Source organism: Streptomyces sp. CB02923 (assembly GCF_001905005.1).
In the GTDB taxonomy this organism is placed as follows: domain Bacteria; phylum Actinomycetota; class Actinomycetes; order Streptomycetales; family Streptomycetaceae; genus Streptomyces.
Genome location: NZ_LWKZ01000024.1, coordinates 577,674 through 603,681 on the forward strand (window position 1 = coordinate 577,674; position 26,008 = coordinate 603,681).

At 71.1% G+C, this 26,008-nt stretch carries 18 protein-coding genes and 2 pseudogenes; 11 read left to right on the plus strand and 9 right to left on the minus strand.

Translation table 11 applies throughout. The annotated features are described in order from the left end of the window. Nucleotides 1-35: 35 nt before the first annotated feature. Entirely contained in the window at nt 36-275 is a 240-nt protein-coding gene (locus A6A06_RS42055; protein WP_199931147.1) for a hypothetical protein, read from the plus strand. After that, nucleotides 262-1,662, plus strand: coding sequence for an Asp-tRNA(Asn)/Glu-tRNA(Gln) amidotransferase GatCAB subunit A (locus A6A06_RS25820; RefSeq protein WP_073763773.1), 1,401 nt, complete (start codon nt 262-264; stop codon nt 1,660-1,662). Before A6A06_RS42055 ends, A6A06_RS25820 begins: the two co-directional genes overlap by 14 nt. Nucleotides 1,663-1,759: 97 nt before the next feature. Here the strand turns inward: A6A06_RS25820 and A6A06_RS25825 are convergent, their stop codons facing one another. The 3 genes and pseudogenes from A6A06_RS25825 to A6A06_RS25835 all read right to left on the minus strand — a co-directional run bounded on the left by A6A06_RS25825 (nt 1,760) and on the right by A6A06_RS25835 (nt 3,048). Beyond that, complete coding sequence (locus A6A06_RS25825) at nt 1,760-2,038, minus strand: hypothetical protein (RefSeq protein WP_073763775.1); 279 nt, start codon at nt 2,036-2,038, stop codon at nt 1,760-1,762. A gap of 461 nt (nt 2,039-2,499) precedes the next feature. Beyond that, nucleotides 2,500-2,625, minus strand: a pseudogene (locus A6A06_RS44010) (IS30 family transposase); the annotation flags it as partial. A 240-nt stretch (nt 2,626-2,865) separates the two neighbouring features. Further along, nucleotides 2,866-3,048, minus strand: coding sequence for a hypothetical protein (locus A6A06_RS25835; protein ID WP_073763777.1), 183 nt, complete (start codon nt 3,046-3,048; stop codon nt 2,866-2,868). A 1,985-nt stretch (nt 3,049-5,033) separates the two neighbouring features. Here A6A06_RS25835 and A6A06_RS25845 point away from each other — a divergent pair. The 4 genes and pseudogenes from A6A06_RS25845 (at nt 5,034) to A6A06_RS43790 (ending at nt 9,677) form a co-directional block, all read left to right on the plus strand. Then, nucleotides 5,034-6,896, plus strand: a complete 1,863-nt coding sequence (locus tag A6A06_RS25845; protein WP_073763781.1) for an ABC transporter ATP-binding protein — start codon at nt 5,034-5,036, stop codon at nt 6,894-6,896. A gap of 89 nt (nt 6,897-6,985) precedes the next feature. Next, nucleotides 6,986-8,617: an NUDIX domain-containing protein gene (locus A6A06_RS43780; RefSeq protein WP_073763783.1), complete on the plus strand. Its 1,632-nt coding sequence runs from the start codon at nt 6,986-6,988 to the stop codon at nt 8,615-8,617. A gap of 74 nt (nt 8,618-8,691) precedes the next feature. Next, a pseudogene (locus A6A06_RS43785) lies at nt 8,692-8,889 on the plus strand (GNAT family N-acetyltransferase); the annotation flags it as partial. Nucleotides 8,890-9,239: 350 nt separating this feature from the next. After that, entirely contained in the window at nt 9,240-9,677 is a 438-nt protein-coding gene (locus tag A6A06_RS43790) for a hypothetical protein (RefSeq protein WP_338015956.1), read from the plus strand. A gap of 1 nt (nt 9,678) precedes the next feature. Here A6A06_RS43790 and A6A06_RS25860 read toward each other — a convergent pair whose 3' ends face one another. Together A6A06_RS25860 and A6A06_RS25870 are read right to left on the minus strand one after the other, a co-directional pair. Next, nucleotides 9,679-11,988 (minus strand): hypothetical protein, encoded by a 2,310-nt coding sequence (locus A6A06_RS25860; RefSeq protein ID WP_073763788.1) that lies wholly within the window; start codon nt 11,986-11,988, stop codon nt 9,679-9,681. Between the two features lie 819 nt (nt 11,989-12,807). Then, nucleotides 12,808-13,365, minus strand: coding sequence for a hypothetical protein (locus A6A06_RS25870; RefSeq protein ID WP_199931148.1), 558 nt, complete (start codon nt 13,363-13,365; stop codon nt 12,808-12,810). 813 nt (nt 13,366-14,178) lie between these two features. Here A6A06_RS25870 and A6A06_RS25875 point away from each other — a divergent pair. Next, nucleotides 14,179-15,399 carry a metallophosphoesterase gene (locus A6A06_RS25875; protein ID WP_073763792.1) on the plus strand — a complete coding sequence of 407 codons (1,221 nt, stop codon included), beginning with the start codon at nt 14,179-14,181 and terminating at the stop codon, nt 15,397-15,399. 75 nt (nt 15,400-15,474) lie between these two features. Here A6A06_RS25875 and A6A06_RS25880 read toward each other — a convergent pair whose 3' ends face one another. Continuing rightward, on the minus strand, nt 15,475-16,494 hold the full coding sequence (locus tag A6A06_RS25880; RefSeq protein ID WP_073763794.1) for a zinc-binding dehydrogenase: 1,020 nt from the start codon (nt 16,492-16,494) through the stop codon (nt 15,475-15,477). 61 nt (nt 16,495-16,555) lie between these two features. On the opposite strand from A6A06_RS25880, the gene A6A06_RS25885 reads away from it, so the two are divergent. Next, complete coding sequence (locus A6A06_RS25885; protein ID WP_073764613.1) at nt 16,556-16,864, plus strand: ArsR/SmtB family transcription factor; 309 nt, start codon at nt 16,556-16,558, stop codon at nt 16,862-16,864. Nucleotides 16,865-16,997: 133 nt separating this feature from the next. Here the strand turns inward: A6A06_RS25885 and A6A06_RS25890 are convergent, their stop codons facing one another. Next, on the minus strand, nt 16,998-18,305 hold the full coding sequence (locus tag A6A06_RS25890) for a PAS domain-containing protein (protein ID WP_199931149.1): 1,308 nt from the start codon (nt 18,303-18,305) through the stop codon (nt 16,998-17,000). Nucleotides 18,306-18,737: 432 nt separating this feature from the next. Between A6A06_RS25890 and A6A06_RS25895 the strand changes: the two genes are divergently transcribed. Genes A6A06_RS25895 through A6A06_RS25905 form a run of 3 tightly spaced genes read left to right on the plus strand, consistent with a single transcriptional unit; the run spans nt 18,738 to nt 23,667 of the window. Beyond that, nucleotides 18,738-20,204: an ATP-grasp domain-containing protein gene (locus A6A06_RS25895; protein WP_073763796.1), complete on the plus strand. Its 1,467-nt coding sequence runs from the start codon at nt 18,738-18,740 to the stop codon at nt 20,202-20,204. After that, nucleotides 20,201-22,213 (plus strand): PEP/pyruvate-binding domain-containing protein, encoded by a 2,013-nt coding sequence (locus A6A06_RS25900; protein ID WP_073763798.1) that lies wholly within the window; start codon nt 20,201-20,203, stop codon nt 22,211-22,213. Before A6A06_RS25895 ends, A6A06_RS25900 begins: the two co-directional genes overlap by 4 nt. Then, a complete protein-coding gene (locus A6A06_RS25905) occupies nt 22,210-23,667 on the plus strand; it encodes an MFS transporter (RefSeq protein WP_073763800.1) in 1,458 nt (485 codons plus the stop codon). Before A6A06_RS25900 ends, A6A06_RS25905 begins: the two co-directional genes overlap by 4 nt. Here A6A06_RS25905 and A6A06_RS25910 read toward each other — a convergent pair. Both A6A06_RS25910 and A6A06_RS25915 read right to left on the minus strand, forming a co-directional pair. After that, a complete protein-coding gene (locus A6A06_RS25910) occupies nt 23,610-24,254 on the minus strand; it encodes a hypothetical protein (RefSeq protein WP_073763802.1) in 645 nt (214 codons plus the stop codon). The genes A6A06_RS25905 and A6A06_RS25910 overlap by 58 nt on opposite strands. A 286-nt stretch (nt 24,255-24,540) precedes the next feature. After that, entirely contained in the window at nt 24,541-25,896 is a 1,356-nt protein-coding gene (locus A6A06_RS25915; RefSeq protein ID WP_338015952.1) for an LCP family protein, read from the minus strand. Between the last annotated feature and the right edge of the window lie 112 nt (nt 25,897-26,008).

The window sequence follows — 26,008 nt, forward strand, 5'->3', positions numbered from 1 at the left end:
CCGCACGCTCCACCGCTGAATCAGAGGTAGCGTTCATGTCCGTTCCCGACAATCCCCTTATGCCGGCGGCGATAGGGGCGTCGCGCGCGCCGCACTCCGGTTCGCCGCTGACAAGCGACCGACACCTTGAGAAAATGGCGTTCGCAGCCCGACTCCGCGGCCTCATTGCCACGCTGCGCGAACTGGATCTCACCAGCGTCGCTCCCGCGCCGGTCTTCCGGGCCGTCGACGGTATTCCCGTCGCGGCCGAAGGGACCTCCGATGCAGCTCTATAAACTCACCTTGGCCGCTGCTGCGGAAGCCATCGCGTCGAAAGAACTCTCACCCGTCGAGCTGACCGCATCGGTTCTGCAGCGTCTCGACGAGACCGAGGACACCCTCAACGCCTATGTCACCGTCACCGCCGAGGCCGCCAGGACAGCGGCTGCGCAGGCGGAACGGGAGATCATGGCAGGCCGGTATCGCGGCCCGCTGCACGGCATCCCCTTCGCGCTCAAAGACACCATCGACGTATCCGGAGTCCCCACCACGGCTGGATCGCGTCTCTGGGCCGACCGCCTCCCCACGGAGGACAGTGCCGTGACCAGGAGTCTCGCGTCCGCGGGTGCCGTACTTGTCGGCAAGACGCAGACCCATGAATTCGCCTATGGATTGATCACGCCGCAAACGGCCAACCCTTGGCATACCGAGCGCATTGCCGGCGGATCGAGCGGCGGCTCGGCCGTGGCCGTGGCAGCAGGTTCGGCGCTCTTCGCGCTGGGCACCGATACGGCCGGCTCCATTCGGGTTCCCGCGGCCCTCAACGGCGTTGTAGGGCTCAAACCGACCTACGGTCTCGTTTCCCGCTGGGGAGTCGCTCCCTTGTCGTGGTCCTTGGACCATGTCGGGCCTATCACCCGAAACGCTCATGATGCCGCCCTGGTCCTGGACGCACTCGCCGGCCGGGATGTACGTGACCCGGCCAGCATCACCTCACCGAACCTCCACGGTGAGTGCGGAAGGCCGACCGACCTACGCGGTCTGCGCGTCGGCATTCCCCGAAACCACTTCTTCCACAATGTAACGGCCGAAGTGGCGGAAGCAGTCCGCGCCGCCATTGACCGCCTCGGTGATCTCGGCGTGACAACCGTCGACGTGGAGATCCCCTTGGCCGAATACATCCTGCCCACCCTGTGGGGACTCATGGGGCCGGAAGCGGCCTCCGTCCATGAACACCACCTGCAGAATCAGGCCGACCTCTTCGGTGCGGACGTGCGGATACTGCTTGAGGCCGGGCAGCTGATTCCGGCCGACGACTATATGCGCGCCCAACGCGCTCGTTCCGTCATTCGCCGATCCTGGCGCGAGCTGTTCGACACCATCGACGTACTCGCCGCCCCCACGGTCGCCTGCACCGCGGCCGAACGCAGCCAGCCCGAGCTGCGCTGGGCGGATGGGGCCGTCGAAACCGTCACTGACGCATACGTCCGGCTGACAGCGCCGATGAATGTCACCGGCCTGCCTTCTGTTTCCATACCCATCGGGTTCGACGGTGCGGGCCTTCCCTTGGGGCTGCAGTTGACTGCAGGTGCACTCGCCGAGCCCGATCTGCTGCGCACTGCCATCGCCTACGAAAGGGCCTACAACAGCAGCGGGATCCTTGCCGAAGCGGCATCTATCTGATTCCCGGCACGCGGGGGCATGTACCGGACCGATCTGACGGGCCGTCGGGGCGAGCCCACCACAGTCTTGCCCCGACGGCCCACCATCCTTCCCGGGCTCAGTGCACAGAAGTGACGACTTCCTGTGCCGCGGACGGATCCTTCGCCGGCATATAGGTGTCCATGCCCTGCGCATCCATCACACTGATGACGCGGCGCCATTCAGAAATTTTCACGGCAACCAGCTCCGCAGCCCACAGACCGTCGAAGCAGTGGAACCCCAGATGAGCTTTACGCTCATTCTGCAGGGTTTCTTCTCGATCTTTCGCTTCGGCTCGGCTCATTCCCGTAGCCTGCTCCAGCACTTCCCGCCTGGCCGTACGCTCGAACTCCTGCATCGTTGAATCCTTCCAATGATGGGGATTTATATTCGACGTCCAATCCGACAGCCGTCGGCACCGGGTCGACTTCTGCACTTCCAGGAACCCGGCAGGCGGAGCGTGCGCCGGAGCCAGCATGTCAAAGGACCTGCCGCCGCATCTGGCGAGTTCCCGACGTCATCCCCGCACCGGAACCGACGTCACTCGATGACGGGTGCCGCTGAAGAGCGTCCGGCATTATGCGCTGCCCCATACCTCTGGGCACCTTCCGCGCGGCCGCTTATCTCCCGGCGTCGTCCCGCGAAAACCGCCCACGATCTTCCTGTCCTGGGGCAGCGGCTGCCGATATTCCAGTGGGACTTCACCATTCCCGCCAGTCAGCGGCACCATTTCGAGGCTAACGGGCGGGCGGTTCTGCGGTGCCGGGTTCAAGCGATCCGGTTGTCCGATGATCATGACCATCGGTCCGGCGAACCGGCGAAACGGGGCCGGCGAACCTCGGCTCGACGGTGGGGCCGGCGCCGGGCGCGGCCGGCGCACAGAGCACCGGCGAGCTCTCGCAGCAGCTCGCCGCGGCCTGGCGGGTAAAGAGCCTGGTAGACGGTTGTCGCCCGGCGGGTGGTGACCAGGATTCGGCCGCCCGGTACCCGGTCAACGAGGGGGCGGATGTGGTCGGGGTGGCCGACGTTGTCCAGCGCGATCAGCCGGCCATGGTGGCCGGCGAGCCAGTGCAGGGCGCGTTCCTTTTGCAGCTTCGTGGGCAGCTCGGTGAGTCCCGGTTGCAGGGCGACGGCCAGATCCCCGAGGCCCTTGTCGACCGCTGCCGAGCTGTCAGCGGTGATCCATTAGCGCAGGACGGCGGTGGTCCGGTGCGCGGCCCACTGCGCGGCCAGTGCGCTCTTGCCGACCCAGCCCAGCCCGTACACCGCGTGCAGCACCACCGCACCCGGGCCGGTGAACGCCGTATCCAGCATCTCCAGTTCGCCGGTGCGGCCGATGAAACCCGCAGTCCGGGGGATGTTCGACAAGCCGCTTCGGGGGGCGTCCGCGCCGTGCCCGCCCTGGGCGTGGTGTCCGTGCCTGGGAGTCTCGGATGCTCCTGCCCGCGGCATTCGACCCGCCTTCAGCCCGCACCGACCTTGGCGGAACCTGGGCAGGTGACCGGACCACTGATGTCTTCAGCTGCCGCAGGGCGACTCCCAGCGCCAAGACTCCGGCCAATGAACCGGCCCCCCCCATGCCTGACTCGACCGTTCCAGGTCCGCGGCCGACACCCACACCAGCAACCCGACCGCCACACCAGCACCGGCAGCCGCCAGACCCCACCAACAAGCTCGCCGCCATCCGGCCACAAAGCCGCCCCCTCCTGCCAGACCATATGGCCTGACTCCCACCTGGAAGTACGCACTTGCTCGCCGCGCGCCGCTACCAAGGTGTGCCCGCGCCGGGTGGCGTGTCGCCGCCCGGCGCCGCCCCGTTAACGAGCGATCGTGGCACGAACTCACGCTCCGCGCGAACAACGACGAAGGCGCTGGCGGGCAGGCCCGCGAGGCGGCTGACCGGGGCGGGCACGGGTGAGGCGGCCGCAGGCCATGCTCCACCGACCGGGACGCTCTTCGCGGGCGGCGTGGTCCACGCGACCGTCATGGACACGGACACGCCTGGGTTCCGTCGCTGCCCTGCGCAGCACCTCGGCCATCTCGTCGCGGACGGTTACCGGGGGCAGGGCCGGGCGCGGGCGAGAGAAGGAAGCTGTCGGCGGTGTCATCGGCCGGCCTCCGGTCGCTCAATGTGGAACCCGGTGAACTCGCGGCCGCCGCGCATAGCGGTCTCCTCCCGGAAGGCGGCTTCCTCCGCCGTACGTCGGGCCCGGAGCCGGTCGGGGGCGCTCGTCTTCCCGCTGCTCAGTGAGTGACTCTGCCGGGGATCGTGTGAATCGCGAGGCGGCGGGGCGACCACCTTGAGTTCTTGGGTGGGGCTCTTCAGGAAGTTTGCCCTGCTCAGCGGGCCCCAGCGGTGATCTGCTGGGGGCGAGCTGCTCGGTTCGCCCGGCCTGAGACGCTCATTGCGCCTGGTGGTGGCTGCCGAGGTGTGGCTGCGGCAGTACGCCGAGCGGTACGGCATCGGCGTGCAGCAGGCCGTCGCGCCGGCCCGGGCAGCGTCGACGTCTACCTGGACGCCGCTCTGGCTTCCCGCCGGCTGCTGTTCGGCCTGCTCCGCCCCTCGTTGAATCCCCAGCGTCACCCGCCCCATGCGCCGTCCTTGCCTCTCCGACGAAAGGGAGCGGGTGCCGAGACTGCCGGCGCTTTCGGCCGCTTCGGTGGCGAGTTCGCCCATGCTGTCGCGTTCGCCACCCTGGTAACGCCTGGGAACGAGCTGCGGCGCGAGATCTCGGCGGACGCAGTTCTCTCGAACATGGCTGCGAGCGAACCCACGGCACCCGCATTCGGGCGACAGACCACACCTGATATCCAGCTCCCCCTGTACGAGAGGTACGGCTGCGCCACGTGACGGCCGACGGCTGCTGCACACCCGAAATCCGCGTTTCGGCCATGGTCACGTCGGAGGACGACCCGCCCCTGGCAAGGGTCGGTGTATTCGGCAAAGGAGCGCTCCCGCGCATTCCCAAGGCTTGCACTGCGTCCGAAACACTTGTGTTCGAAGCGCGCGGGCTCTCGTTGAACGCCATGACATCCCCGGACCACCCCTTCCTGGAGACCGCCATGCACCCTCTTCCCGCCCGCTCTGCTGCCCCCTCCCCTGGCCCTGCCGCCCTGGTCACTGTCTTCAGAGCCCGGGCCGGTGCCACCTCGCGCGCCCGCTGCGCCGCCGATGTCATCCGTACCGGGCGCCCGGATACGAGGTGGGGAGCGTGAGCGAGCCCACCGATGCACCAGCCGACCGCGTCCCCGAGCCGCGCACCGCCCCACGCGCGGCAGACGCAGTGTCCGGAGAGACGGCGCCTCCGAAAGCCGAGTCGGAAGCCGCAACGCAGCCCGACGGCGAGCCGCAGATGCGGTACGTCGACCTGACCGGCCGCCATGAGGCGACCGGCCGCTCGATCCGGATGCGCGACATGGCCCGACGACTGCCGCAGCTGGTGCGGCGGTCACTGGCTCTGGCCTGGCGGGTCGACCGGCGAGCGACCGTCGGCCTGCTGCTGTGTCAGGCCGCAGCCGGTGTGATGCAGGCTCTCGGCCTGGTCGCCATCACCGGCACCCTCAGCGCCCTGCTGGCCACCGGAGCCGTCTACGACCGGATCCTGCACGCATGGCCGTCCGTGACCCTGCTGGCCGGCGCCGCCGGCATCCGCGCCCTGATGGGGATCACCGTCAGCTGGCTGTCCTCCCGGCTCGGCCCGCTGATGTCACGCGAGGCCGAGCAGATGCTGCTCACCGGCTGCGCCGAGGTGGAGCTGTGCGCCTACGACGAGCCCGACTTCAACCGCGACCGTGAAGCCGCCGACCGCGGAGCGCAGGTCACCGGTGACCTGATCGACGAGGGCCAGGACCTGATCGCCTCCAGCGCCAGCTTCCTCGCCGGGGCGGTCGTGCTCGCCGGAGTGCACCCGGTCCTTCTCCCGCTTCTGATGGCGGCCAGCCTGCCGCAGGCCCTGGCCCAGGTCAGCGCCGCCCGGGTGCGATATCTGGCGAACGCCCGAAGCAACGGCGATCAGCGGATGCTGTCGGTACTTCGTTGGCACATCTTCACCCGTGAGGCGGCCGACCAGATCCGCGCCGGCACCATGGGCCCCTTCCTGTCCGGCCGCTACCGCCAGACGGTCGCCCGGATCAACCGCGAGGACCGGGCCGCCGCCGACACGGGGGCACGCATGTCTCTGGTCGGCGCGCTGTGCGGCGGGCTCCTGTCGGCGGTGGTGTGGACGGCGGTCGTGTGGCTGCTGGCCAGCGACCGCATCAGCGTCGGGCACGCCGGATCGGCAGTTTTCGCCCTGCAGACAGCCGGCCAGTCGGTCCGCGGGCTGGTGGCCATCGGAGCGCGCGCCGTACGCACCGGTCTGTACATGGACGACTGGAGCGGCTTCCTCGACAAGGCGGGCGGCTACCGGATGCGCCGCGGCCCGCGCCGTCCCGAGCCGCCGAAGACCATCGAGATCAAAGCGGTCACCCACCGCTACTCGGGCAAAAACCGCGACGCACTGTCGAATGTGTCGCTCACTCTGCGCCGGGGCGAAGTCACCGCCCTGGTCGGCTTCAACGGCTCGGGGAAGTCGACCTTGGCCAAGCTCGTCAGCGGCCTGTACCTCCCCACGGACGGGCAGGTGCTGTGGGATGACGTACCCACCGGCGAGGCCGACCCGTATCAGCTGTGGCAGCAGGTGGCCCTGGTCCCGCAGGACTACGCGCACTGGCCGCTGACCGTGCGCGAGAACATCACCCAGGGGCAGCCCGCAGCACGGGGCGACGCCGCGGTGTGGGAGGCGTGCCAGGCCGCCGGTGCCGACGAGGTCGTCGGCCGGCTCGGCGCCGGTCTGGACACGCTGCTGGCCCGCGAGTGGCTCAACGGGGAGGAGCTGAGCGGCGGCCAGTGGCAGCGCGTCGCTCTCGCCAGGGCGTTCTTCCGCGAGGCCGGGCTGCTGGTGCTCGACGAGCCGACCGCGAACCTGGATCCGCGCGCCGAGTACCGGATCTTCCAGCGGCTGCGGGACCTCGCCCAGGACCGGGTGGTGCTGCTGGTGACCCATCGCATCACCAACGTGGCGGTTGCCGACCGGATCGTGGTCCTCGACGAGGGCAGCATCGTGCAGGAGGGCACCTACCACGACCTCGCCGAACAAGCCGGGCTGTTCAGGCAATTGTTGTCCTATCAGGTCACTGCGGGGGCGGACGACGAGAGCCGCGGAAGGTGCTCATGAGCGGTCCCAGTAGGGCTCCGCACGGCCCAGCCGAGACGGTTACGTCGTCAGCCACGCACCCCTCCGAGCACCCCACCCGAGGTGATCACGTGCCGCCCACCCGCTCCCACATCCGTGCGACCGTGGAGGCGTATCTGGCCCGGCATCCCGATGAGCGAGCTGCTCTGGCCGGGCTGCTGTCCGTCGTTGACGGCAGTGATGATCCGTATCACCGGTCCACGATGCCCTGCCACGTCACCTGCAGTGCGGTCGTCATCGACCGTGATCGGCGGGTGCTGCACACCGGGCACCAGGCATCGGAGAAGCTGCTCGCGCCGGGCGGCCACGTCGAGAAGGGCCCGACCCTCCTGGCCGCGGCCCTGTGGGCAGTGTGCGAGGAAGCCGGGTTGTGCCCCGGCGACCTGTGCCTGACCCGGCAGTTCCTCGGTGATCCGATCGACATCGACATCCACGACATCGATACCGATCCAGCCAAGGGTGAACCCGCCCACCAGCACGTCGACTTCCGCTTCGCCTTCTGCCTCAGCGCCGAGCAGCCACCGCCCCTGGCACTGCAGGACGACGAGGTATGCGGTGCCCAGTGGCCGACGTTCGCAGACGTCGGGTCGCCGACCCTGCGCACCAAGCTCTTGGCGGCCGAAGCCCAGGGACTCGACGGGCGGCCGGAGCCCGTCAGCGCCTGCGTGGTGCTCCACGACGGCCACGGCCGCTACCTGCTGCATCTGCGGGACCAGCTCGACGGCATCTGGCAGCCGGGGACGTTTGCCCTTCTCGGCGGCCAATGCGACGTGGACGACGCGTCTTTGGAGGAGACTCTGCGAAGGGAGCTCGCCGAGGAGACCCCTGGCCTGGAACCTGTCGGTCTGGCCCCGTACGCCCTTGAGCATGCGACGAGCGTCGAGGGGCTGACAGTACCGGTTCAGGTCTACGCGGCCCGCTGGAGCGGCGATCCGGATGCGGTGGACTTGCAGGAGGGTGTGCTGCTGCGCTGGTTCGCCCCCGAGATGCTGGACCGGCTGCGCTTGAGCCCGGGTACCGCCGATCTGATCCGCCGGCATGCGGCCCGGCACTCCCCGGTCGGCATACCGGCCGGCCGGGTGCGCCCGCAACGGCACAAAGCGGCAGAGCGGCACGCCGAGCCGCTGGACGTCCATCTGATTCTGCGGCGGCAGTCCGGTAGCGGGCCGGAGATCCTGCTGTCGCGGCGGGCCGGCCCGGTGTATGCCAGCGGGCTGTGGCATCTGCCGTCCGGGCACCTGGACGGCCCGCACGAGGACGTCGTCACGGCCCTGGTGCGGGAGGCGCTGGAGGAGGCCGGCGTGGTCATCGACCCGGCGGATGTGCGGGCCGCCGTCACCGTGCACCATCGCAGCCCCGGCGGGGCCTGCCGTACCGGCTTCTTCTTCGAGGTGCGGCAGTGGAAGGGCGAGCCCCGGATCGCGGAACCGGACCTGTGTGACGCGATGAATTGGGTGCCCTTGGATGCTCTGCCCGCGAAGATGGTGGCCTTCTGCCGTGCCGGCCTGGAGGCATACGTGGCCGGCGCCCGGCTCGCGGTCCACTTCCAACGGCCCGGTGATGCCATCGCCCACGACCCGGGCGCCGACCGTCTACGCCTCGTGCCGGCCGCCCCCGGGCCACCGGCAGTCCGTACGGCCGGCCCAGCCGACGCCGAAGGCATCACCGGCTGCGCTCCGCCTACGTCCCGTCCGAGCCCCTGAGCGAGGAGCGCATCCGGTGGTGCACCAACGAGCCGGCATCGCGGCTGACATCGGCGGGCGACGCGCGAGCCTGCGTGATCGAGGTCCCGGACGGCTCGCTCGCGGCCTGCGCCCTTGGCCTCATCCACCCCGTACTGCCGGCGCCGGCCCACCCCAGGGGCCTGGCCGCCCGCGTGCGCGTCGTCGCCACGCAGCCGGACTTCAGGCGCCGCGGCTACGCCAGAGCCGTCGTGTCCGCACTGCTCGATCGCCTGCACGCCGATCACGTCACGCTGGTCGGCCTCCACGCCGGCGACGAGGCCGCACCCCTCTACCGCGAGCTGGGTTTCGAGGGCAGTCCCGCGCCGATGCGGATGACGCGGAAAGAATCGCCCGCCTTCCCGAACCAGTCCGCGAGCGGTCCCGCCGAACGACCGCAGCCGCGCCGTACCACCCGCCTTTCACCCAACGAGGAGCACTCTGTGGGCTACACCCGCAAGGACTGGTCCCAGCACTACACCGACGGCCACGGATTCCGGCCGCTAGGGGACGAGGAAAAGAAGCCCGGATCGAGCGCGCTGCACCGCCCGAGCAGGGCCGGGCCCTGCACGCCTGCTGCGGCACCGGAGAGCTGGCCGCCTTCCTGGCCTCGCTCGGGTACGCCGTCGACGGCGCCGACTTCGCCGACGGTGCCCTTGCGCGGGCGAGCACGGAGCGTGCCGGGGTGGAGGGGGTGCGCTGGCTGTGCCTGGACATCGAGCACGACGACCTGTCCGATCCGGCCGAGGACGGCTACGACCTCATCACACCGCGGGCGGTCCATCGCCTTCCTACACGACCGCGCCCGGGTCCTGCACCGCCTGGCCACGCGGCTGCGCCAGGGCGGAGCGCTCGTCGTCATCACCCCCACCGTCACGAACACGCCCGACGAGCGGCGCCACATCGCCCTGGACGAAGACGAACTGGAGGCCCTGGCCGACGGGTTTCACAGCGCCGAGCCGCGCGATGCGAAGGGCCTGGCGATGCTGCTCCTGCGCGAGCCGTGAGCGTTCAGCGCCGAGGAGAAGGGCAGCCGCAGTAAGTCAATGAGGGCGATGGCACAGCCAGTGGCCACCGGCGGTGGCCCATCCGAGGAAGCACCGGGTACGGCCGTTGTCCGTGGTGCCGTCGGTGTCGAAGGCACCTCCGTCGGCCACGAACCGCAGCCCCGCGAGCGCCGGCTCGAGGCGGGCAGCGACGTGCCCCGGGCGGCGGGCCGTCTGCGCCTCCAGGCCACCGATGACATGCCGCTGCTCGTCGGGGGTGCACAGCGACAGGTGGAAGACCATCTGCCGCCATGCGTAGGCCGCTTCCTTGACCGTGGCCAGCGGGCGCGGGTTGCCGTGCACCCGGGCCGTCAGCCGGCACACCGCGGCGAAGCACCGGCGCGCCAGGTCGGGCCAGCCCGGCTCGGGGGCGATGCCCACCCGGTGCACCAGGGTGGCCAGATTGTGGGTGGTCAGGATCTGGGCCTGCTCGATCACCGCGCCGTTCGCCGCCACCGACCATGACGGTTCGGGGCCGCCGGTCCCGGCCCGTTCGGTGCACAGCCGCGCGAATCCGGGGGACGTCCGCGCCGCGTACCGGTGCGACGGTGTCCCGTCCGGTTCGATGATCGCGAGGTGCTGCACGGCCGCGTAGTCGATGCTGTAGTACCGCTCGTACAGTGTGCCGCCGAGCAACTCACCGGCGACCTGCGCCGCCGCGAGGAACTTCGGGGTGAAGGTGCCCATGAAGATGTCCGCGGCCAGCTCCTCGACCAGCGGCGCGTCCAGTTCGGCCTGGCGGGCCAGCACGCCGAGCTCGCGGACGAGGGGGTTGGGCAGGATCGTGGCGGGGAAGCCCTGCACGGCCAGTTCACCCAGCTGCCGCAGTGCGGTGCGCGCCGGCGGGCGGACCGCTGCGGGGGCGCGCTGCTCTGCCACCGCCCGCACCCAGGGCAGTTCATCGACCCGTACCTGCCGCTGCAGGTTGACCAGCAGCAGCGAACGGCGGTGGCGAAAGGCCCGGTAGGTCGCGGCCATCAGCGTGCGCAGCGCCCCATCCTGGTACGCCTGCGCCGTGGTGGCCGCGGTGAGCTGCGGTACCAGCTCGGCCAGCACTTCGGGCGACGGCACTACGCCCTGGGCCACCAGCGTGCCGACCGGCGCGCTGAGCGCGGTTTCGACATTGCGCCGGATCGCCGCCGGGACCGACGCCCCGACGGGCAGCCCGGTCTCCCGCGCCTCGTCCTCGGACACCGGGGCGACAAGCGGGGCGACATCGGCCGTCCCGACGTCCTGCGGGAGTTCGGACAGCCGGCGGAGCACCAGTTGGGCCAGAGCGTGATGAGACGGCAGCGCCGCCTGCAGCGCCTGCTCCCGGCGCAGCGCGGTGTGCCGCTCGGAGCCGGGGCGGCCGCGTCGCCGCACCATGGCCGCCACGGCGTGCCGCAGCAGGCCCAGGCGCCGGGCGTCCAGCGGACGCCCGGCGACGGCCTCCTCCAGTGCACCACGCAGGATGCCCAGGTTCTCCTTGGGATTGCGGTGCTTGCCGCAGCGGGTATGCGCTGCGGCAAGCGATCGGTAGCGCTCCAGCAGGACCGCGCCGCGCTCGTGCCAGGCGGCATCCGGGGCCCGGTCGGGCTCGCGGTCCGTCGTGATGATCTGGAGCCAGTGCGCCAGCAGTTCGTCGCCGAACGGCTGCCAGACGGCGAGTGCTTCCCGCTGTGCCTCGACCGCCTCGTGCGGCCGCCGCCGTGCCAGGGCGCAGCTGGCCTCGGCGACCGTGCGCCGGTGCACGGCGGCAGCGTCCGGGGCCGGCCTCGGGGAGGGCCGCGGGAGGAACCGCAGCGTGCCCGCGAACGGCCACAGCTCATCAAGCAGGACGAGCGCGCCCGTGATGTCACCGGAGCGCACCAGCCATGCCACGGTGAGCAGTGCGGCCTCCTCGGGCACGGTGATCTCGTAGCGGCCGCTGTCCAGTAGTGCGTACAGCCGGGTCAGGCCGGGCTCGGTGAGGCAGTGGGCGAACAGCGCGCGGCGGTCCTGCGGCACCCCGGCCCGGCGCGCGGCCTCCTGCTCGTACGGCTGGAGAGGGCCGCCGGCGGCCGGGGCGCCCGTGGCGAAGCCGCCGCGGACCACCTCCAAGGTCACCCAGGCCGGGAAGCCGGCCACCGGCGTACGCGAGCCGACCGTCAGCCGACCGTCGGCCATGCCCGCGAGCACGTCCTGCCAGCGCCGCACGCGCTCCGCGGCCCGGCGGCGGGCCACGGCGTCCTTATGGGTCAGCGCGGTCAGGAATGCCTTGTCCAACTGGCCCGCCGGGTAGGACGGGGTCACGGTGGGCTGCTGCTGGTCAGCGTGATGGTTCATAGGCCGGCGTGGCAGGTCCTGCCCCTGCGCCCTCCGGGGCCAGAGCCCGGTGCTCTGCTGCTGAGCTACACGTCGCTGCCCGGACACTAAGACACCGCTGACCGGTCGTACAACTGCGTTGTCGACGAACGCCCGGCGTGGGGGGGGACCGCCCCATGCCCTCGCCTCAGATGAAAGGGATTCCGGATATGTGGCGCCGAAGGCCCGCCGCCACAATCACGCCTGCCTTATCCATACGGCGATACGTGGGCCCTCAGTCGACGTGTCACGAGCCGCCGGAGGACAATCACATGCTCCAGCGGCCCGACGCGTCGGTAGGGGACGTGCGCGTCAGCCGTCCCACGGTGCGCCGGCTCATGGACGACCGTGTGCCGGGGTTCGTGCGCGGGCCTTCTCGGAAGCCGGAGGCCGTGGCTCGTGAGGCGTCCCGGCCCCGTACGCGCCATCCCGTCAATGCTGCCCAGGTCGCGAGATTGGCGGGGATCAGAAGGGCCGGGAGATTACGGCGGGCGAGCCATACCCGGTTTCGGGCGGTGAGCCGGTAGAACTCGGTGTGGCGTGCCGGATGGGTCGCCGGGTGGTGCCCGACGCGGTCGCCGGGGGCCACGTGAAAGGACACGCCGGACAGCAGAAGCCGGGCGCCGACACGCCCGTCGGCACCACGAACGGTAATCATGATTTGACACTCCGGAACAGCTCAAGGACACACGGGTGGCGCGAAAGCGAGTGTCCGAGCCACGAAATGCGAGGTGTCGACATAAACGCGAGGGTAGGCGGCGGGCCGGCGGATACGGGCCTGACGGCACCCCGGAACAGCGGTTAGCGCTCCCGGGGAAGAGCCCTCACCCGCCCGGGCAACTGCCCTCCCGGCGGCACGTACCGAAGCTTTCCCTCGGCGTCGGTCACCGCCGCGAATCCGGCCGCCCGGAGCATGGCGGAGTTCCTTTCCTTGTAGCGCCGGTTGACGAAGACCCCGACGGGCAGGACGGCCATCATCACGGCCCAGCCGACGGCGGCCACGACGAGAGCGGTGGGGTGCGCACGGAACCGGAAGGCGAAGGCCCCGGCCAGCAACGTGAACGCGACGCCCGCGAGCCACAGCATCCGCTTCTCGGTCAGCCTGGAGGCCAGGTCGTAGGCGATGCGTGCCTTGAAGAGCCGGACCGCCTCGGGCGCGACGGGCGGCAGCGCGCCGCCGTCAGCGGCGTCGGGATACCGCGCCCGGTTACGGGTGGCCCGCTCGCGGGCCTCCGGACGAGGGTCGGGCACGAGCGTCATCACGTATCCGTCACCACGCGGCCCGGCCCCCTGCTTCACGTACGCGTAGTCGTACCCGAACTGCTGGGCCAACGCCCCGAGTCGGGCGAGCTTACTCATGGACGCCATGGCGCTGGTGACCTGAACGGGCTCTTCGCCCACCATCCGCCCCAGCATCTTCCGCACACTTCGCTTGCCCACCAGTGCCCCTCCCGTGCCATGAATTTCCCATAATGCCACGAGAGCAGAGAACTTGGGCCGTTTCGGGCCCGGACGTCCGCAGGTCGGCCCGTGCCCGGAAACTCCGGACATCCGCTCCTGCCGATTCCCCCGAAACACCCGAGATGGACCTAAGGTTCGCGGCATACACAGCTAGGGCGTTTCGCGGAGTGTGCTGTCGGATCGGGCCAAGGAGAGAACTCGCCGCCGTGTAGCGTTCGAGGATCTCACGCCGGATCTTGACTCCCGCCGTGCGCCGCTCACAGTAGGTCCGGGTACCGGGATCCTGCCGAAGGCGGGTGCGCACGATGCGATGGAGTGCCGGGTTGACCTGCCGGACCCTCCGAGAGTGAGCCGAAGCACCACTCGCACCCCGAGAAATGTCCATCGGGGCTTACCCCGTACAAGGCGACGAATGACGTCTCGCTGTGGCGGCGTTTCAGGATTGTCCTCCATCGTGATCACCAGGGCCCCGGCGATCACGGCCGTCACCCGCGCGAATACTTCGACCGTCTGAACCGCCTCCAAGGCCGCGCACGATTCGTCGATCCGCCCGGTGAGCTGCTCGATGCGCTGAGCCGGCATGCTCAGCGCCATGGGAGCGGCTTCGGCCATGACCAGGACGACCGGATACAGTGCGCGCCTCGGCAGTCCGCCTCGGCAGTGCGGTCCGGCAGTCCGGTCCGGCAGTCCGGTTACTTGAGGAGGGGAAGCGTGACCGACACCAGCGAAACCCGGTCCGCGGACGGTACAGCGCACGCGTCCCGGCAGAGCCGGCTGCGCCGCCTGATGCGCTACGCCCCGTCGATCGTCCCGATCCTGTTGTGGGCTGTGCCCTGCTGGGTGCTGCTGCACGCCGGCCAGCACTGGCCGTTCCCTGTGGTGCTGGGCGGCACCGCGCTGTTCGTCCTCGGTCTGATCGGTATGCCGCTCGCGATGGTGCGCGGCCACGGCCGGCGCCAGCAGGACCGGGCGGCGATCGTCGGGGACACCCTCCTCGGGGTCAGCTGGGTACTTTTCACCTGGTCCGTCCTGCTCGGCGTCCTGCTGCGCCTCGCCCTGACCGTGGCCGGCGCAGGCGACGGGCAGAGCCGGGCCCGGATCGTCACCTGGGCGGTCCTCGGCGTAGTCGCCGTGCTGCTCGTCTGGGGGTACGCCGAGGCCCGCCGGGTGCCACGGGTGCGCGAGCTCGACGTACGGCTGCCGCGCCTGGGAGCGGGATTGGACGGTACCCGCGTCGTCCTCATCACCGACACCCACTACGGCCCGCTCGATCGCGCCCGCTGGTCGGCGCGGGTCTGCGCGAAGGTCAACACCCTGGAGGCCGATCTGGTCTGCCACACCGGCGACATCGCTGACGGCACGGCCGAACGCCGCCGTGCCCAGGCCGTTCCGCTCGGCACCGTGCGCGCCACCCGGGCCCGGGTGTACGTCACCGGGAACCACGAGTACTACAGCGAGGCCCAGGGCTGGGTCGACCTGATGGACGAACTGGGCTGGGAGCCGCTGCGCAACCGTCATCTGCTGCTCGAACGCGGCGGCGACACCCTGGTGATCGCCGGAGTGGATGACGTGACCGCCGAGTCCTCCGGCCTGGCCGGGCACCGCGCCCACCTCGCCGGAGCCCTGCACGGCGCCGACCCCGGCCTGCCCGTCCTGCTCCTGGCCCACCAGCCCAAGTTCATCGACCGGGCCGCGGCGGACGGCATCGACCTCCAGCTCTCCGGCCACACCCACGGCGGCCAGATCTGGCCCTTCCACCACCTCGTCCGCATGGACCAGCCCGCCCTCGCCGGCCTCAGCCGCCACGGCGCCCGCACCCTCCTCTACACCAGCCGCGGCACCGGCTTCTGGGGCCCGCCGTTCCGCATCTTCGCTCCCAGCGAGATCACCCTGCTCGTACTCCGCTCCCCGCAGCGACCCCGCACGCGATGACTCGGGGCGAGCCGGCCATCCCGCATGGACCGGCGTCATCGTCTGCCAACGAGTCCAAGCCTTGTGTTGACTCTTCTAAGGCAAAGGCGTTGTCCCGACAGGCGGCTCGTCCAGGGGGTGTACAGCGAGGGCGATCTTGCCTCGTGGGCGTCTGCGGCCTTCGTCGGCAGAGCCGCCTTCCAGCAGTGTGTGCGCCTGTGCGATGTCGGCCAGCGGTAGCACGGCGCCGATCACCGGCCGGAGTCCGCCCTGGTCGACCAGTTGGCCGAGGGCCGCGAGCTTTGCCCGGCCGGGGCTGACGAAGAGGAAGTGGTAGGTCGCGTTCACGCCCCACGCGGCGAGCAGGTTCTGAGGTTCGGGGATGTCCACGACGGACACCACGCGGCCCCGGTCGGCGAGGACCTCCGGGCTGCGGGCGAGGGTGTCCCCGCCCACCGTGTCCAGTACGACGTCCACGCCGCCCAGCGCGCGGACCTGCGGCACGTAGTCTCCCGCCGAGAAGTCGATCGCGAGGTCGGCTCCCAGTCCGGTGACGAACTCGTGATCCCTTGCCCGCGCGGTGGTCACCACCTCGGCTCCCAGCGCGCGGGCGACCTGGATGGCGGCCGACCCGACCCCGCCCGCTCCGCCGTGCACCAAGACCCGTTCCCCGGCCCGCGTCCCGGCGCGTTCGACCAGCGCCTCCCACGCCGTCACGCCGACGAGCGCGAGACCGGCGGCCTCGACGTGCGACAACCGGGCGGGCTTGCGGGCGACCAGGGCCTGGTCGACCACGTGGAACTCGGCGTAGGTTCCCTGTCCGGCGAAAATCGGTGCCAGGTACCAGACCTCGTCGCCCGGCTGGAAGTCGCCTGCCCCGGGGCCGGTCCCGGCCACCACGCCGGACACGTCGTTGCCGATCACCGCGGGCAGCGCCACCTGGTCGCGGTAGTCGCCGCGCCGGGTCTGCAGGTCGAGCGGGTTCACGGACGTGGCCAACACGCGCACCAGCACCTGACCGGGTCCGGGAGTGGGTCTGGGCAGCTCGCGGGTGGCGAACGCGGCCTCCGCGGCACCGAAGCGGACGAGTTCCATCACGCGCATCGAAGTCGGCATGCGGTGAACTTAGATCGACGTATCGCGAATCGTCAATATGTGCATGCGTTACGATCACGGCGTGTTTTCGGAGGCGGAGTTGCTGGCTGTGTTCCGGGCCCTGTCCAACCCGGCCCGCCGCCAGATGCTGGTGTGGCTCAAGGAGCCGATGAGTTTCCCCGGCCAGGAGCCCGGCGACGTCGAGATCGGCGTCTGCGTGACCGACATCCAGCAGCGTGCGGGTCTGGGGCAGTCAACCACCTCGCAGTACCTCGCCATGCTGCGGCAAGCAGGGCTGGTGGTCGCCACCCGGCGGGGCAAGTGGACCTACTACCGCCGGGACGAGGCGAACATCGCGCGCCTCCTGGAGACCCTGCGCGACGTGTTCTAGATCCGCATCCGCATCCGTATCTGTATCCGTTCAGTTCAGTTCAGTTCCATCGCAGGCGCAGGCTCCGGCCGTCCCCGACATCCCCGACCCGGGGTGAGGCCACGGCCGGGGCCCCGCCCCCACCCCGCACATCTCAGCGCGAGCCGAGCGGATCGCGGGTCGCGGCCGGGCGCGGCGGCCAGGCGCGGGGGGCAAGGATGCCCAGGACGTAGGCACGGGCGACGAGGGCGGGCCTGGTCTCGGCGCCCAGCAGGTCCCGGAGCCGGCTGAGGTGGTAGTCGACGGCCTGCCGGGAGAGCTTCAGCGAGGTGGCGATCTCGCCGTTGGTGCTGCCGCCGGCGAGGAGGGACAGTATGCGGATCTGCGCGGCGGTGAGCGGCGGGTGGGCCTCGTGGGCGATGCTCTGGTCGGTGACGACGGCCCACACGTGCGCGACACGGCCGACGGGCCCGCTCACCGTGGACAGGTGGAGCTGCGCGCGGCGCTGGCGCCCCTCCGTGTCCAGGAGGACGGCGGAGGTCTCCGCCCGCCTGATGCGGCGGGTGATCAGCCCCTCCCAGGCGCGACGCAGGGGGCGGAGGTCGGGCGTGGCGGCGAGCAGGGTGTGCGCACGGCGGCCGACGAGGTCGGACAGGCGTGTCCGGAACAGTTCGGCGGCGGCCGTACCCGCCTGCTCGATACGGCCGCCGACCGAGAGCAGCGCGCAGGGCAGACCGCTGTAATCCCGCAGCGCGCGCAGGTTCTCCTCGGCCTCCTGGCGCTGGCTCGTCGCGCGGACGTGGTCGGTGATGTCGACATAGATCCCGGCCACACAGGTCCGGCCGTCCTCCTGGACCGGGAAGCGGTGGCCGGCCGCCTGCCCTGTGCTGCCGTCCGAACGGTGATAGCGCAGGTGGTGGCGGACCGGCTTGCCGCGGCTGAGGATCTCCTGGTCCAGGGCCCGGAACTGGGCGGCGTCGGAGGGGGTGTCGAAGTCCTCGATACGGCTGCCGACGACCCGCTCCGGTGTGGTGCCGTAAAGATGCGCGTAGGCGTGATTGGCCCATAAGTAGCGGCCGTCGCGGTCGCGGAGGAAGGCCGCGGCCGGCGCGAAACCGGCGAAGTCCGCGAATGCGGCGTACGGCCGGCCGCCCGCGGGCTGCGCGCCGGCCTCCATCGCGAACCCGCGCGTCCAGCCCCGGCTCCCGTCCTGGGGCCGTCTCACGTTGAAGGTCCGGCCGTCGAACCGGACCACGGGGTGGCCGTCCTGGAGGGCATCCCCCTGAGCGGACAGCTCTTGGCGCGCGCGGTCCAGGAAGCGCTGCGCGGTGGGCAGGTCGGCGAAGGCCCCGCCGCCCCGCTCCTTGACGTGCCCCTGCTCGTCGGCCTCCCACCAGGACACGGGGAGGTGCTCCAGCAGTGCTCTGAGACCGGGATCGTCCACGACGGCCTTTCCGTCCATGTCCACACCGGGCGGCGGGAAGTGACATGGCGATGCCTATCCCGTGCGGCGTCCGGCCATGCTCGGTTATCGGCCGACTGCGATACGTGAGCGCGTCGCCGGGGCGGCTCGCCATAGGTGATCCACGCCCTTCGTCCGTACTCCAACGGTGTCCACGACTTTGGCATTTGCCTGATTGGCACCCGCCTCCGGTGGCACTTCCGGCATCCGCCTTCTGATTCCCTTGTGTGTGTCACCGGTTACCCGACGTGTTCTACGCGGGTTGCGTCACGGTGTCCCGGTCACGGTCGACGGGCGGCGGGCGGCGCCAGGCCGGGCAGCGGGTCCGGGCCACGGACGGACGCCCAACGCCCCGGACGGACGCCCGACACCCCGGACGCCCAACACCCCGGACAGACAAGTGAACAGACAAGCGATGGGAGACGAATTTCAGTGAGCACGGTGCTGTTGGTGCACGCCAAGGGCGGTCCGCCGCTCGGTCATGTCCTGTCCCGGGCAGCCGCGCGGGCGGACGTGCACCTGCTGGCGCTCAGCGCGCTTGTGCCGTCGGTCGCCGCGTCCGCGGAGCGCCTGTGCGCCTCGGTCGTGCTGCCCACCGACGCGGAGCGGTCCGACCTGGTCTCGTTGATCGTCGCGCGGGCCGAAGCCGTCGGCGCGGACGCGGTTCTCACCTTCTCCGAGTACGCGGTCGTGGCTGTCGCCGAGGCGTGTGAGGCGCTCGGTCTCGCCGGGGCGGGAGACGCCGCCGCGCTCGCCCGCGACAAGCGGATGATGCGGCACACCTGGCATCGGCACGGCCTGCCGCAGCCCGCGTTCCGCCCCGTCACCACACAGGCGGACCTGCACGAGGCCGTCGCCACCCTGACCGCTCCCCTGCTGCTCAAGGCGGCCTGGAGCGCCGGTTCCACCGCCCATCAGATCATCGGCTCCCCGCAGGAGGCCGACACCGCCTGGCGGCGCTCGCGCGAGACCATGGCGCTGTCCGCCCGGCTGGGCTTCGCCGAACTTCATGTGGCCGAGGCCGCGGGACACTTCGTGGTCGAGGAGATCGTGACCGGCGACACCGCCGCATGGTTCGACGAGCCCGGCTGGGGCGACTACGTCAGCGTCGAGGGCGTGGTGACCGGCGGCGTCTTCCGGCCGGTCTGCGTCAGCGGCCGGATGCCGACGGTGGAGCCGTTCACCGAGCGCGCCGGCATCACCCCCGCGCTGCTTCCCGCCGATCTCCAGGACCGTGTCGTGGCCCTCGCCCGGGAGGCCGTGGACGCCCTCGGCCTGCGCGACTGCGGCACCCACACCGAGATCAAGCTCGGTGCCGACGGGCGCATGTGGCTGATCGAGACGGCCGCCCGGTTCGGCGGCGCGATGACCGTCCCGCAGATCGAGGAGGTGTTCGGGCTCGACGTCGTCGGCATGCTCGTGGACCATCTTCTGGGCCGTCCGGTCGCCTGGCCCGCGCGGGTCCTCGGCCCGGAGGAGGCACGGGGCGCCGCGGGTTCCCTCGTCGTCCTCGCGGTGGACGGCCACGGTGCGGCCTGGCGGGACCGCCGACTGTGGGACTTCCCCGTGGTGAAGGAGGCCGTCGCGCTGAGCGGGGGCAGCACGCTCTCGGTGGTACCGGAGAGTTCCCTGCCCGACGGCAGCACCGTGCCGGTCTACGACCCCGCCGGCGGTGCCAACACGATGGCGGCCCTGTGCCTGCTCTCCGCTGCCGACGCGCGCACCGTGCTGCGCGACTTCACGGCGCTGGTGGACGCGCTGCCCGACGTGCTGCCGACCGCCGTACCCGCCGCGCCGCGGTCCGGGTCTCCGGCCGCCGGGCCCCCGTCCGTGGCCGCACCGTCCCCCACCCGCCCGCGCGTCCTGCCGGCCGCCCAGCCCGAGGGAGCCTCCGCGTGACCACCACTCAGCTTCCCGTCGCTGTCGCGGACCCCGCGACCGACCGCACGGTCATCGGCGAGAACCTCTCGCTGCCGCTGTTCCGTACGCTGTCCGGCGTTCTGGCAGGCCACCCGTACCTCAAGGTCGTCGTCGACCGCGCCGAGGCCACCTGGCACCTGCTCGACACGGCCGCACACCCCTTCCACGTCAACTACATCGCCACCCGCGTCCTCGGCATGGGTCTCGACGAACTCGACGCCTCCCTGGACGAGTTCAACGCGTCCGTCTACATGGACCCCGAGCGCCGCTTCCTGCTCGGGGTGCTGTCCCTGCACACCGACGAGGACCGGGAGGGCCGCGAGCGCACCTTCCTCGTGCTGGAGACGACCGAGGCCGACACCATGCACGGGGAGCTGCTGGAGTTCTTCCACGCTTTCGTACGGGAGCGTGTCGACGGCAGGCTCCCGCTCCTGCTCAAGCCCGCCAACCACGGTCAGGAGGAGGAGCTGACCGCGATCAGCGAGCAGCGGGTGCCGCGCATCCTCAGTCACGAACTCTTCGGTGCCCGGGTCCGTACGCCGCTCAACGTCGGGGAAGCCACCGGGCGGCTGCACTGCTTCCGGGACGTGGCGGAGTACGAGGCGGCCGCCGGCGGGCTCGGCTGGCCGGACATCGTCGCCATGCCCTGCCTGCCGGACGGCATCCAGAGGGTGGCCGGATTCATCAACACCGCGCCCATCACCCCGCTGTCCCACACCAACGTCCTCGCCTCCGGCTGGGGCATCCCCAACGCGATCGTCCGCGACCTGGAACAGCTCGTCCAGCAGGACGGTTTGAACGGCGCCTGGGTCCGCTACCGGGTCCGCGAGGACGAGATCACCCTGGAGCGGCTGGAACAGGCCCCCGAGCTGCGGGCCCCTGCCTGGCATCAGCAGCGCATCCGCCTGGAACCGCCGCTCCTGGAGGACGCGCCCGTACTCTCCTTGCACCGGCTGCGCAGCGCCGACCGGGACCGCTACGGCACCAAGGCGGCCAACCTCGGAGAGCTGCACCACGTGCTCGACAGCCGCACGGCCGATCTCACCGCGTTCTACGGCCGCCCCCGCCCGCCCCGTAAGAACCTGTACGGGCACCTCGCGGCCCGGCTCGGCCTGAACGCGCCCTCCGCCACCGAACTCCGCGCGGCCGCAGCCTCCTTCGTGGCCGGCACCGTCGAGGCCCCCGAGGGGGTGGCCCTGCCGTTCTCCCTCCTGCACCGCTTCCTCATCTCCTCCCCCGCGCTCCAGCAGGGCATCGGAAAGCTGAAGATGGCGCTCGAACTCGACGCCACCGACGTCCTCGACCCGCTTTGCCTACAGATCCAGCATCTGATCCGGCACACCGCGATGCCCGACGCCGTCGCCGGGGAGATCACCCGGTCCTTCCCCGCCCCGCTCGCCACGGGCGGCCGTCTCGTGGTGCGCTCCTCCTCCAACGCCGAGGACCTGCCGGGCTTCTCCGCGGCAGGGGTCTACGACTCCGTCACCACCGTCCGCGGCACCGGCGAACTCCTCGACGCCGTACGGCAGGTGTGGGCCTCCCTGCTCTCGCCGCGCAGTGTGCGGCTGCGCCACCAGGTGGGCATATCCCTGGACGACACCTACATGGGCGTGATCATCCAGGAGTACGTCCCCGCCGCGCTCGGCGGCGTCCTGGTGACCTGCGACCCCACCCGGCGCGAGGACTTCCGCAACGTCTACCTCAACTGTTCGCCGGGCTCGCCCGAACAGGTCGTCGAGGGAGAGGTACTGCCGCAGCAGTACCTCTACAACACCGTCGAGGGCGGCGGGCGCACCGTCGCCCTCGGTTCGTGGCGCGAGGGCCTGCCCGCCGCCACACGGGCCCGGCTCGCCGACCTGTCCCTGACCGGCCGGCTGCTGCAGTCCCACTTCAGCGCCCCCGAGGTGGACGACCCCCTGGACATCGAGTGGCTGCTGACCGACCAGGGCGACTTCCGCCTGGTCCAGATCCGCCCCTACGCGCTGTGAGCCCCCGCCTCCCGCGCTCCGCGGCGCGGCCCGCGGCCACGCCCCTGACCGGCACCGCCCGGCGTATCGTCCGGCTCAACTACGGCTTCCAGCTGCTGTTCAACCTGCTGTGGTGGATGCCGGTGTTCTACGCCTACCAGAAGGACGCCGGGCTCTCCGACGGGCAGATCTTCGGTATCCAGAGCATCTACTACGTGGCCTTCTGTCTCTTCGAGATCCCGACCGGGTTGATCGCCGACCGGATCGGTACCCGCAACTGCCTGCGGGCCGGCGCCGTCGTGATGACGGCCGCGAACCTCGCCCCGGTGGTCAGTTCCTCGTACTCCGGCTTCCTCGTCCACTTCCTCGCCATCGCCGCCGGCCGCTCCCTCACCTCGGGCGCGGCCAGCGCCTACCTGTACGACGGGCTGCGCGACGAGCGGTGCGAGGAGCACTACCTCAAGGCGGAGGGGACCGCCCGCGCACTCGGACTCGCCGCGAAGATCCTGTGCTGGCCCCTGGTCGGGCCGCTGATGGTCCTCGTCCACCCGGCCCCGTACCTCCTGAGCGCCCTGAGCGCGGCGGGTTCCCTGATCTGCGTCATCGCCCTGCCCCGAGCTGCGACGCCCGCCAGGATTCGCGCCACGGCCTCGCCGGACCGGAAAGCCCCGGCCTCGCCGGGCCGGACCGGAAAGCCCCGGGCGCCACGAGGCGGGCGCGGCACCTCGCTGGGCGACGCGAAGGCAGCGCTGCGCTGCGTCGCCTCCTCGCCGTGGCTGGCGCTGGTCATGGTCCAGGGCGTGGCCGTGTTCACCCTGTCCAGGATCTGCCAGGTCAACCTCTTCCAGCCGATCCTGCTCGACCACGGCATCGGCGAGTCCGCGCACGGCGGGGTACTCGCCGCCATGACGGTGGCGGAGGCCGTGGGCTCGGCACGCCCCCAGTGGCTGGGCCGCCGCCTGACGCCGGTGGCCTGGGTCTCCGTCCTCAGCCTGGTTCTCGCGGGCACCCTGGCGGGCATCACCCTCGGCGGGCCCTGGGCGGTCGTCGCTCTCCTCTGCGTGTTCGCCGCCGCGGCCGGCTTCGCCTATCCCGTCCAGCGCAAGCTGGTCAACGATGCCGTACCTGCCGACGCCCCACGGGCGACGCTGCTGTCGGTCGAGTCGATCGTGGACCGCGCGGTGTGCGCGCTGGCGGCCGTCGCCGTGGGCGCCTACCTCTCCGCAGGCCACCTGGACGCCCTGCTCTGGCACAGCGCCCTGGCGACCGCGGTGTTGCTCGGCGCCTTCCAACTGGTCCTGCGGAGCATGAGGCCGCGGCGCGGTGCGGAGGGGATGACGGAGGGCGTTGGAGCCCTGGAGGCGGCGGAGCGGCCGGATTCTGAGGCGACGGAGGAGCCGGGCGCAGACGCACCTGTTCAGGCGGGCCGGCGGGAGCCGTACGCCAGGCACTCGATCACTCGGACCGGGAGGTAGGCGGGACGGAAGGGCCGTCCGACCTGATAGGCCACGTAACCGAGCGAGGCCGCCACGTACGTCTCCTTGGCGGTCTCCCCCTCGTAGACGAGGCGACAGCCGTGCGCCGCGGCCCTGGCGCGCTTCCAGAGGACGGCCGCCGGCTTACGCTCCGCCTCGGTGCGCGGAGTGAGAATACGGTCGCCGAAGTCCTCCCAGGCGAACGGAACGGGCCCCTTCCACGCGCCGTCGACCTCCTTCTTCAGGGCGGCAGCGCGCTCGGCGTCCGTCTTGCCCCACGAGGACGGCACGTTGGTGATCAGCCCGACCTCGATGTGCCGCTCCCGCAACGTGCGCAGGTACGCGGCAGCACCCGGCAGGTAGCTGATGCCGGAGTCCGCGGCCGTGTGCACCAGCGTCTCGCCCAGATCGAAGTAGACGATGGCACAGCCGCGCGCCGCAGGTGCCCGCGCCCCGGCCGGAACGCCGTGCGACACGTCCGCCGGCACGGCCGCACTCGCCGCGGTACCCAGCATGACCGACGCCACCGCGGCGGCCGGCAACACGAGACGGATACGGAAGAAGCCACGGAAGGAGGTTCTCTGCATGATTCTCTGCATGGCGTTCCGCGCCTCTCTCTTCGCGCGCCACACAGACGCGCCCCCGTCAGGTGCGTGACAAACAGACGCACGAAGCACCCCTACGGCCCCTCGCACCCCTGGAAGAGACCCGCTCCCCCGTCACCGCTGCTTCCCGCCATACCCCTGAACAGCACCCGCCACTCACCACCGAGCACGTCGGCCGCCTCCTCCCGGGTCCATACACCGCGCGGCGCGGCGGCGCGGCGCCCGCGCTCTGATGGTGGGGCCGCTGCTGGCCCTCACGATCCCGCCGTCACCGTTCGGCCCGGTGCCGGTGCGTCTTCCCCGTCTCCGTCACCGGCCGGTCGTACCGCAGGTCGTCGAAGAGCCGGGCCGCCCCCCTGGCGTCCCACTTCAGTACGTTGCCCTTGGGCGTGGGAACACCCATGCCGGACAGGGGCACGTTGACCTGTTTGCCGTGTCCGCCCGCGACGCTCTGTACGGCGAGGAAGATCCGGCTGAGATCGCGCAGGCTCATGTCCTTGTCGACGATGAGCGTGTCGAGCCCGGCCTCCATGGCTGGACCGATCTCCGTCGGGTCGAAGAGGGTGTCGGGCTGGGCGGCCTGGTGGGCGAGGGTCGACAGGAACTTCTGCTGGTTCCTCGACCGGCCCAGGTCGCCCTCCCTCTCCTGGTGCCGCTGGCGGACGAAGGCGAGCGCCTGTTTGCCGCTCAGGGTGTGACAGCCCTTGCGCAGGTCGGCGCCCGACTTCTCGTCCTTGATGTCCCGGTCCAGGCACATCCGGACGCCGCCGATGGCGTCGACGATGTTCACGAACCCGGCAAAGCCGATCTCCGCATAGTGGTCGATGCGCAGCCCGGTGTTCTTCTCGATGGTGTGCACGAGCAGTTCGGGGCCGCCGTAGGAGAAGGCGGCGTTCAGCTTGTCCCCCTCAGGCCGCTTGGTCTTGCCCGTCGACGTGTCGAGGCGGCCGGGCACGGTGATCCAGGAGTCGCGCGGCAGGCTGACCATGCTGGTTCCCCGGGCCCCGGAGTGCAGCAGCATCATCGAGTCGGTGCGCCGGCCGCCACCCCCACCGGCGTGCAGGTCCTGCACGTCGCCGTCCGAGAGTCCGTCGCGGCTGTCCGAGCCCACGATGAGGTAGTTGGTCCCCTCGCCGGGCGGCGGCCGGTTCCCGTACGCGCCGAGGTCGACGTCACGTTGGAGCCGGGTCTCGGCCCAGCCGTACGTGCCGCCCGCCGCGACGACCGCAACGGCCAGCAGGACGAGCACCGCCCGCCGCAGCCTCCTGCGCTTCTTCGGCTGCCGGGCGTGGGCGCGTCGGGGCCCGTAGCGCGAACTGGGGCGTTCGGCGAACCGCTCACGCGCGGCGGCGCCTTCCGGGACCTCGTACAAACCCTGGCCGGCCTGCGGATCCGGACCCGGACCCGGATCAGCGCCCAGATCTGGATGGGCGTACCGATCTGGATCGCCATGCAGCTCCTGCTCGGCGTACGGGCCCTGGCCTCCCCCCGGCTCCGGGCGCCACAGCTCGCCCGTCACCCGCACCGGCCCCCGGTGCACGGGACGGCTCCCGGCGTCGCCGTGCCGGCCCTGCTCCCCCGTGGGCGTGGTGCGTCCGGCCCGCTGGTCAAGCGGGTCTGTCATGGTCAGCTCCCTCGGTCATGTCCCAGGTCGGACTCACTCGGCCGCTCACCGGTTCCCCTCCCGTCCTCTCCACCCTCTCCATCCCCTCCATCCCCTCCCGTCCATTCCGTCC

Bases quoted from the DNA above. Each gene is read 5' to 3' on its own strand.
- A6A06_RS25845 (WP_073763781.1), top strand. From the start codon at position 5,034: ATGCGGTACGTCGACCTGACCGGCCGCCATGAGGCGACCGGCCGCTCG.
- A6A06_RS25890 (WP_199931149.1), bottom strand. From the start codon at position 18,305: ATGGACGGAAAGGCCGTCGTGGACGATCCCGGTCTCAGAGCACTGCTG.
- A6A06_RS42055 (WP_199931147.1), top strand. From the start codon at position 36: ATGTCCGTTCCCGACAATCCCCTTATGCCGGCGGCGATAGGGGCGTCG.
- A6A06_RS25915 (WP_338015952.1), bottom strand. From the start codon at position 25,896: ATGACAGACCCGCTTGACCAGCGGGCCGGACGCACCACGCCCACGGGG.
- A6A06_RS25820 (WP_073763773.1), top strand. From the start codon at position 262: ATGCAGCTCTATAAACTCACCTTGGCCGCTGCTGCGGAAGCCATCGCG.
- A6A06_RS25825 (WP_073763775.1), bottom strand. From the start codon at position 2,038: ATGCAGGAGTTCGAGCGTACGGCCAGGCGGGAAGTGCTGGAGCAGGCT.
- A6A06_RS25870 (WP_199931148.1), bottom strand. From the start codon at position 13,365: ATGAGTAAGCTCGCCCGACTCGGGGCGTTGGCCCAGCAGTTCGGGTAC.
- A6A06_RS25860 (WP_073763788.1), bottom strand. From the start codon at position 11,988: ATGAACCATCACGCTGACCAGCAGCAGCCCACCGTGACCCCGTCCTAC.
- A6A06_RS25910 (WP_073763802.1), bottom strand. From the start codon at position 24,254: ATGCAGAGAACCTCCTTCCGTGGCTTCTTCCGTATCCGTCTCGTGTTG.
- A6A06_RS25880 (WP_073763794.1), bottom strand. From the start codon at position 16,494: ATGCCGACTTCGATGCGCGTGATGGAACTCGTCCGCTTCGGTGCCGCG.